This is a genomic window from Janthinobacterium agaricidamnosum NBRC 102515 = DSM 9628 (assembly GCF_000723165.1).
Classification (GTDB): Bacteria; Pseudomonadota; Gammaproteobacteria; order Burkholderiales; family Burkholderiaceae_D; genus Janthinobacterium; species Janthinobacterium agaricidamnosum.
Map to the genome: position 1 here is coordinate 319,256 of NZ_HG322949.1, position 7,251 is coordinate 326,506.

6 protein-coding genes and 1 rRNA gene are annotated in these 7,251 nt (G+C 57.4%); 4 read left to right on the forward strand and 3 right to left on the reverse strand.

The features are described from left to right. The first annotated feature begins 33 nt into the window (after positions 1-33). A 5S ribosomal RNA gene (gene rrf, locus GJA_RS01230) occupies positions 34-146 on the forward strand. A gap of 137 nt (positions 147-283) precedes the next feature. On the opposite strand, the gene GJA_RS01235 is transcribed toward rrf, so the two are convergent. Next, positions 284-1,063 carry a nucleotidyltransferase domain-containing protein gene (locus GJA_RS01235; RefSeq protein WP_038487862.1) on the reverse strand — a complete coding sequence of 260 codons (780 nt, stop codon included), beginning with the start codon at positions 1,061-1,063 and terminating at the stop codon, positions 284-286. 681 nt (positions 1,064-1,744) lie between these two features. On the opposite strand from GJA_RS01235, the gene GJA_RS01240 reads away from it, so the two are divergent. Together GJA_RS01240 and GJA_RS01245 are read left to right on the forward strand one after the other, a co-directional pair. Beyond that, positions 1,745-2,980 carry an RtcB family protein gene (locus tag GJA_RS01240; protein ID WP_038487866.1) on the forward strand — a complete coding sequence of 412 codons (1,236 nt, stop codon included), beginning with the start codon at positions 1,745-1,747 and terminating at the stop codon, positions 2,978-2,980. Positions 2,981-3,005: 25 nt separating this feature from the next. Then, on the forward strand, positions 3,006-3,251 hold the full coding sequence (locus tag GJA_RS01245) for an RNA 3'-terminal phosphate cyclase (RefSeq protein WP_038487868.1): 246 nt from the start codon (positions 3,006-3,008) through the stop codon (positions 3,249-3,251). On the opposite strand, the gene GJA_RS01250 is transcribed toward GJA_RS01245, so the two are convergent. After that, positions 3,248-5,368: a TonB-dependent receptor family protein gene (locus GJA_RS01250; protein ID WP_038487871.1), complete on the reverse strand. Its 2,121-nt coding sequence runs from the start codon at positions 5,366-5,368 to the stop codon at positions 3,248-3,250. The genes GJA_RS01245 and GJA_RS01250 overlap by 4 nt on opposite strands. A gap of 151 nt (positions 5,369-5,519) precedes the next feature. Here GJA_RS01250 and GJA_RS01255 point away from each other — a divergent pair, with 151 nt between their 5' ends. Continuing rightward, positions 5,520-6,464, forward strand: a complete 945-nt coding sequence (locus GJA_RS01255; RefSeq protein WP_242404417.1) for a beta-propeller fold lactonase family protein — start codon at positions 5,520-5,522, stop codon at positions 6,462-6,464. Positions 6,465-6,638: 174 nt separating this feature from the next. Here the strand turns inward: GJA_RS01255 and GJA_RS28100 are convergent, their stop codons facing one another. Next, entirely contained in the window at positions 6,639-6,845 is a 207-nt protein-coding gene (locus GJA_RS28100; protein ID WP_038487875.1) for a sigma 54-interacting transcriptional regulator, read from the reverse strand. Positions 6,846-7,251: the final 406 nt, after the last annotated feature.

A 7,251-nucleotide genomic window follows, 5' to 3' on the forward strand; every position in this document is an offset into this window, starting at 1 on the left:
CCCAGCAGGAGACAAGTGTCAGTACAAGTTATGCCTGATGACCATAGCAAGTTGGTCCCACCCCTTCCCATCCCGAACAGGACCGTGAAACAACTCTGCGCCGATGATAGTGCTGCAACCAGTGTGAAAGTAGGTTATTGTCAGGCTAGTTATAAGAAAGAACCCCCTTCCGGTGATCCGGTCGGGGGTTTTTTTACGTCTGCCGGTTTGACGCTTGGCGTGACAAAAAAAGAGGAACCAGGCTTGCGGCCTGCTTCCTCTTTTTACTTTTATTCCGTGCTGTTTATTCCGCGAGTACCGTATGGAATAGCTGATTGAGCTGTTTCATGCTACCCTTGCGTTCCACCTTTTCCAGAACCGGCGTTTCCAGCCTTTGCAATTCCGATTCGATGAAGGTATTCAGGCTTTTGATCTGCGGCGCCAGTTCCTTTTCCAGGCTGTTCCTTTTCCTTTCGAGCAGCGCATGTATGTCCTTGCGTACTTCATTATGGCCAGCGAGCAAATGCAGCAAGGCGTGGAACTCGATCGGCGGTGCGGTGTGATAAGTTTCGATCCAGCGCACCGCCAGCAATGGCCGCAAGACGTAGAAGTACTTCTTCAACGGCACCAAGTCGCTCATCAGGTAGCCGCGGTAATTGGTCTTCGCCATGCTGCGGTAGTGATAAATGCCTTTGTCAAAAGCATAGATTGATGGCAGCAGCTTTTGGGTTTCTTGCTTGAAGGCGCCGCGCGCCATGTACTGGATCGGCGATTGTATCCATTCGACGAAGGCGGGATTGCATTTCCAGAACAACATCAGCGCCTTGCGTACATCCCATCCATTCAAATCGATGTCGTCGACGATCGGATATTCAATCACGTCGCGTTTCTCTTCCAGGTCCACCGCGACATACCAATCCTTGGGCCGCGCATAAATAAAGCGTACGTCAAAATCGCTGTTCGGTGAGGCAAATCCCCAGGCACGGCTGCCTGATTCGATGGCCAGCAAGATGCGCACGCCTTCTTTTTCTTCGACGGCCGCGAGCCGGCGCATTATCTCTTCATGTATATCGGTCGGTATCATGTGTAATCTGTTCAGGAATGCAGCGAGGAGTGCACGACAAAATCCTCATGATATGGATTATCCTGGAATTTTTCTGGACACCCTAAGAACCTGTCCCAGTAGAAAATACATCGCCTGCTGACAGCCCCTCAACAGCGTGGATACGGCCGTCATCTATGACTTGCGTCGTCGTCGCATGGCTCGCCATGGGGCCTCCTCGCGCCTTGCCCACACTCCTGACGAGCAGCCATCAGACGACGCTCCCTACTGGGGTAGGTTCTAAGAGCCTATCCCAGTAGATGAATACGCCCTCTTCTGGCGCCCCTCAGCAGCGGGGACTGCGTTGATCGTCGTCGCGTGGCGCGCCACGCTTCCTCCTCACGCCTGGTCCGCGCTGCTGATGCGCGGCCAGCAGAAGACGCTCACTACTGGGATAGGCTCTAAGTCAACGATATAACTGTATCCCAGCTCAGGCCAGAGCGGGACAGATATTTTTTGAGCCGGTCCGCATCATTCGGCCGGACTTTTGCATCGCGCGATACCGCATACAGCTTGCGGCCGGTGTCGGACATTGACTTCGATTGCCGGCACAGTCCTATCACCGCTTGGAGCTGCAACTGGTCGAACAAGGCCAGGGTGTCTTATCGAGCCTGATCGGCCTGGACTGAGTTTGTATACAATCAAATAAGAAGAGAAAAAATCATGAAAAACGAACATTACGACCTACTCCATACCGAAGGCGACCGTCCGCTGAAGATGTGGACCAGGGGCGTGCCGGTGGAGGATAGCGCCAGGCGCCAGTTGATGAATACCGCAAAAATGCCCTTTATTTACAAGCATATCGCGGTCATGCCGGATGTGCACCTGGGTAAAGGCTCGGCCATCGGCAGCGTGATCCCGACCTTGGGCGCGGTGATACCCGCCGCGGTCGGCGTCGATATCGGCTGCGGCATGATGGCGGCGAAAACCACGCTGACGGCAAACGACTTGCCGGATAATTTGGCAACGTTGCGCAGTGCGATCGAAAAAGCCATCCCGCATGGGATGACGCCGAAGACGCGGCGATCGCATGGCCGCGACGAAGGCTCCTGGCAAAACCCGCCGGCACCGGTCGATGCCGCGTGGGCTTTGCTGAAAGATGAATTCGACGTCATTTGCCTCAAGACTCCCAAGCTGGCCAACACCAATCATTACCGTCATATGGGGACGCTGGGCGGCGGCAATCACTTCGTTGAAGTGTGCCTGGACGAAGCTGGCGTGGTCTGGTTCATGCTGCACTCCGGATCGCGCGGCGTCGGCAATGCGATCGGTACGCATTTTATCGAGCTGGCCAAGAAGGATATGCGCACCCATTTCATCAATTTGCCCGACCAGGACCTGGCCTATCTGTCCGAAGGCACGCAGCATTACGATGATTATGTCGAGGCGGTCGGCTGGGCGCAGAGGTTTGCGCGCAATAACCGCGAAGTGATGATGCATAACCTGATCACGGCAGTGCGCCAGGTGATTAGCAAACCGTTCCAGACGCACGTCGAGGCGGTTAACTGCCACCATAATTATGTGCAGCAGGAGCGCCATTTCGGCAAGGATGTGCTGGTGACGCGCAAGGGTGCGGTATCGGCGCGGGCCGGCGAGCTGGGGATCATTCCGGGTTCGATGGGCTCCAGGAGTTTTATCGTGCAGGGCAAGGGCAATGAAGACAGTTTCCATAGCTGCAGCCATGGCGCGGGCCGTACCATGAGCCGTACCGAAGCGAAGCGGCGTTTCAGCCTGGACGACCAGATCCGCGCCACTGAAGGCGTCGAATGCCGCAAGGACGCCGATGTGATCGATGAAATCCCGATGGCGTACAAGGATATCGACGCGGTGATGCATGCCCAGCGCGACCTGGTGGAAGTGCTGCATGTGCTGAAGCAGGTGGTATGCGTCAAGGGGTGACGCCAGCATAATAAGAAAGAGAACAATGATAGAACTCGATTGCATCGCCAGCGGCATGGACTGGAGCGGCGAACAATTGCGGGCACGCGGTTTGCCGGGCGAGCACCTGGCCGATCAGTTGCCGATGGCGCTCGCTGGCGGTGGCGCATTCATCACCAGCTGCGTGTCGCAACATGCGCTGACCAATGCCGAAGTGATCGGCAAGTTCTTGCCGGTGCGGATCACGTTTGAAGACAGCGGGCGGTTCAGCACCTGTATCGTGAAAACTTAAAACACGTATTGTGCGCTGGCGCCGAGCAGCCAGTTGCGGCCGGGCGCGGCTTCGTAAAAGCGTTTGTTGCTGTCGCCGACGATGACGGAGCCGACATAAGCACGGTCCAGCAAGTTATTGAGCCGCGCAAATTGCTTGAACGACCAGTTGCCCCAATGTTGCCTGGTATTCAGACGGAGATTGACGATGGCATAAGCCGGCGCTGGTAGCTCGGCATTGGCGTCCTCCGCATAAACTTTGCCGCTGGCGATTGTTTCCAATGCCGCGGCAACACGTTGGTCCCGGCTTTTCCATGCCAGCTCGCCAAACATATTGGCGCTCGGTACGCCAGGCAAACGGCTGCCCGCCAGCACCGCGCCAAAACCGGTATCGTAGACGGCGCGCAAGCCTGTCAGGGCCAGCCGAGTACTGAAGCCGGAAGGCAAGTTGCTATCGAGCGACAATTCCACGCCTTGGCGCAAGGTGCTGCTGGCATTGCGGTAACTGGTGCGTCCGCCTGTCGAACTGTCGACCACCAGTTCATTGCTGGTGCGCACCTGGAAGATGGCCGCATTGATTTTAGTTTGCTGGCCGAGCAGGGTTTTGATGCCTGTCTCCAGGTGCGTGCTGTACGCCGGCCGCAAATTGAAGTTGAAGCCGCCACCGCTGCCTGAATAAAACAATTCATTCAAGGTGGGCGTTTCAAAACCGCGCGCCGCGCTGGCATAGAGATTCAGTTGCGGCGTGATTTTGTACACGATGCCCAGCAGCGGCGTGGTATGGCTGTAATCGAGGCTGCCGCTATCGTCGCCATTGCTCAAGAAGCGATCGCTTACTTCAACTTTCATTTTGCTGTGGCGAATACCGGCGCTGAGCAGCCATGGGCCGTCTTGCCATTCCGTCTGAATATACGGATCGAGGCTGGACACGATGTCTTGCTCGTCCCGGCGCAGCTTGCCTTTGATACCGAACTGGTTGCCGATAAAATTCTCAAAACCCTGGCGGTCATCGCTGGAGCGTCCGTAATCGATGCCGAACGTGGTGCTCAGCGTGCCGCCGGCAACCCGGCTGAGATTGAGCCAATTGGCATCGACGCCGTAAAAGTCACGGTCGAAATCGACCACGCCACCGGAATGGCTGGGAGGGGCCTGGAATGCCTTGGAGAATGCCTGATATTGGATCACCTGGCGATTGCCGCCATAGAGCGTCACGCGCAGGCGGTCTGTTTCGAAACGTTGTTCATAGCTGGCGCCGATTTGCTGGTGGTGGATGCTTTTGCGGGTGTCGTAGCGGTCGGCGAAGGTGCGTTGGGGGTTCGACGTATCGCTGGCATCGATTTCGCCGGCGCGCGGATCGCGCTGGAAGGTGGCCCAGGTCACGCCGAGCGGATCTTGCGTGTCGGCCTGGCGCAGACTGTTGGCGACAATCGTCAGCTTGCTGCGCATCCACGGTTCCAGCGTGATCTTGGCATAAGCCTGTTCGCGGCTGGCGGCGCTGTGCTTGCGATAACCATCGGTCTCGAAACGCGAAGCATCCAGCACATAGCCGATACCGCCGTTTTTGCCTTGCGCATTCAGATCGGTTTTGCGGGTGCCGTCGCTGCCGCCGATCAAACCCAGTTCGACCGTAGGCGCGCCGGTTCCATCCTTGGTGAACAGCTGGATCACGCCGCCTGAATGGTTGCCGTAGATCGCGGAAAACGGGCCGCGCAAGACTTCGATGCGCTCTGCCATATCCAGGTTGAAGGTTGCCGCCTGGCCTAGTCCATCCGGCATGGTAGCGGGAATGCCGTCGCTGATCAGGCGCACGCCGCGCACGCCAAAAGCGGAGCGGGCGCCGAAACCGCGCGACGATATCTGCAAATCTTGCGCATAATTCTGGCGGTTTTGCACCACCAGCCCCGGCACCGCGGCCAGCGCTTCGGATGCGTTGACGCGCATCTGGCCATCCTCGATGCGCGCGCGGTCGAGCACGTCTATCGAGGCCGGCAAGTCCTGGCTGGAATGTTCAACGCGGCTGCCGCTGACGACGATTACATCCATGACCGGCTTGTCCGCCGCGTCGCTTGCCACCGCCAGTGGACTGAGGCAGGCGGAAAATAGGCCGGCCATGCTTGTTAAGCGCAAATGATGTTGCATAATGTAATCTTCCTTTGGCTGGGGAGTGGCGCTGGCCTGGGCTGCATATCCCCATAAGTATTAATCAGTTGGTAAGTAATATACCTGCCATGCCGCTCTTGAGGGTGTTCATCTGCGTGGCTTATTTGCCGGCTCCATGAAAGGCGATCTGTTGACTATCTTCCCTAAAACCATACTGGCCAGTGTTGTATTGCTGTGTGCGACGGCACAGGCTGCTCCCTTTGCCTATGTATCGAATCAAAAGTCCGGTACGGTCAGCGTGATTGATACTGCGACCGATACGGTGCTGCGCCAGATCAGCGCCGGCAAGCTGCCGCGCGGCATCAGCAGCGATCGTGCGGGCCGCCAATTGTTCGTCGCCGATGGCGATACCAATGCCTTGCTGCTGGTTGATAATGTCGGCACCCTGCCGATACGCAGCGTTTTCCTCGCCAAGTCGCCGCAGCAAGTGAGCACTTCCGTCGATGGCCAATACCTGGCCATCGCCGTAGAGGAAAGCAATACTGTGACCTTGCTCGACGCCCACACCCGCGCCTTGATCGAAGATATTCCGGTGCAGGGACGCAAGCCGCAGCATGCGGTATTCAGCCCGGATGGCCACTGGTTGCTGGTCAGCGGCGAACAGGCGGGGCAAGTCGATGTGATCGACGTGGCGCAGCGCAGCCAGACTGGTTCGATAGCGGTCGGCTTGCATCCGCGCGGCATCGGTTTTTCGCCGGACGGAAAATTCGCTTATGTGGCGTGCGAGCAAGCCAATGCCGTGTATGTGATCGATATGGCGACGCACACAGTCGCCGCCATCATCCCGGTCGGCAAGAGTCCGGATGGCATCGCCGTGCATCCCAGCGGCAAGCAAGTGTATGTGTCGAATGGCGCGGATGGCAGCGTGATGCTGATCGATGCCGCGAACAATAGTGTCAGCGCGACGATTCCGGTCGGCCAGCGGCCAGCTTATATGGCGCTGACTGCCGATGGCCGCAAATTGTATGTCGCCAACGGCCATGAGAATACGATCTCGGTGATCGATACCTCGATTGCCAGCAAGATTGCCGATATTCCGGTGGGCGAATCTCCGTGGGGTGTGTTGATACGCTGATCCCCTTGTGACAACTGCGCCAGATTGGTGCAACTGTCACAGCACGCAGCGTTCCAGTTACTCGTCTTGAACATCGATTTTCCTGCCATACTGCTGACCATCGGCGTTTCCCGCATTTGCCGCCGCTGGCACGACATTTGCGCACTCTCTGTCGTACTCACCTCGTTTTACAACTCACAGCGTTTCCGGGATCGATGCGCAATTGACCGCGATAAACGGACCCTTGGCGCGCGACGAATCGTGATAAATCGCCGGGGCCAGCAAGTCCTTGCCGGTGTCGGTTTCGCCGATGATCATGATCGAAATGTCGTGCCCCAATACCTTGTCGACCTTGTCGAGCATCAATTCCAGCTGCGGATCGCCGGTGCGTAAATAGCACAAGCCGGATAGCTTGCGCGTGGAGCTTGCCGCCTGGCTGGGCGCCTTGCCGATGATATTCCCGCGATGATTTGTCCAACGGACAGAAATCCGGCGTCGCACCGGGCGACAGGCCGTATGCCATCGACCGTTGGCGCGATGTTTCGATGATGGCCGGCATGGTTTCATCCACGCCGCCGGTCGCCCAGGGGGTGTTGATATCTGGAACCGCATGTCGGTGCATAGTCTCGATGCCTCCGCTGAGCCCTGAACCGCGGCACTCTTGTGAATCCGAGAGTGCCCAGTAATGTAGTACCTGTACTGCCAGTACGCAAAAGAAACCCCTTGCGCCTGGCCCCGGCCTTTGCTATAGTTCGCCCCCTCGCAGAACAACGCATGCAAATGCAAAGTAAAGCGGGGATAAAAAGAG